Raw genomic sequence first — 765 nt, forward strand, 5'->3', positions numbered from 1 at the left:
CTATATTTGAAAAGCCAGCCCTATTTGAAGGTAAGAATTTAATGCTAACATCATTTTTTGAGACGTTTTGCAGTGACTCAAGAGCCTGCTCGATATCTCTTATATTTGCCACTTTATTTTTATGAGAATACTCACCAAATGCGCTAAATAAGCTCGCTCTGTTTCTTTGGCTATCAAGCTCGTTTATGCTTATGTTATCTATTAAGCCAAGATTTATCACAAACTCTAGCTTGGCATCTTTTAGACTCTTTGTAACTAGGCTCGCACTTGAAGTGATATAGCCACTTTTTATTATCTCGTTGTTAAAAGAGTTTATGATTAGATTGATAGAGTTTTTGCCAAGACAGCTGCCTGGTTTAAAATCAAGCTTGTTTAAGCTAGCCTCTAAAATAGAGTTAAATTTAGAGTAGTTTTTGTTATAAGCTTTTCTTATTATAGCCTCATCAGCACCACTGCTAGCATTAAAGCTAGCTACTTCGTTCTCACTAAGAAGTGAAATTTTATCTATTTTAAAGCATGGGGTTTCGTTTAAATTTAGCTTACCTTCTGAAGTTGGTTTTTCGTTAAGTAAATTTATGTTGGAGCTTTCGTTAAAAGAGCTTGCCATATTCGCCCTAATCTCTTCGTTGTTTAACTCATTTTTTAGATTAGTCTCATTAGCAAGTAGCGCAGCACACACCATGCTTAAAGATAAGAGAGTTCTCATCTTAACCTTCCTTGGAAATAACTATAAAGTTATATTTTTTAAAATAATTTAGTGACATT

Annotated in this window: 1 protein-coding gene; it reads right to left on the bottom strand. The window is 33.5% G+C overall.

The features are described from left to right. Window positions 1-706 (bottom strand): POTRA domain-containing protein (locus G6W43_RS10500; protein ID WP_275052084.1); only part of this gene is annotated, 706 nt, incomplete at its 3' end. Window positions 707-765: the final 59 nt, after the last annotated feature.

Source organism: Campylobacter concisus, from assembly GCF_015229965.1.
In the GTDB taxonomy this organism is placed as follows: domain Bacteria; phylum Campylobacterota; class Campylobacteria; order Campylobacterales; family Campylobacteraceae; genus Campylobacter_A; species Campylobacter_A concisus_BD.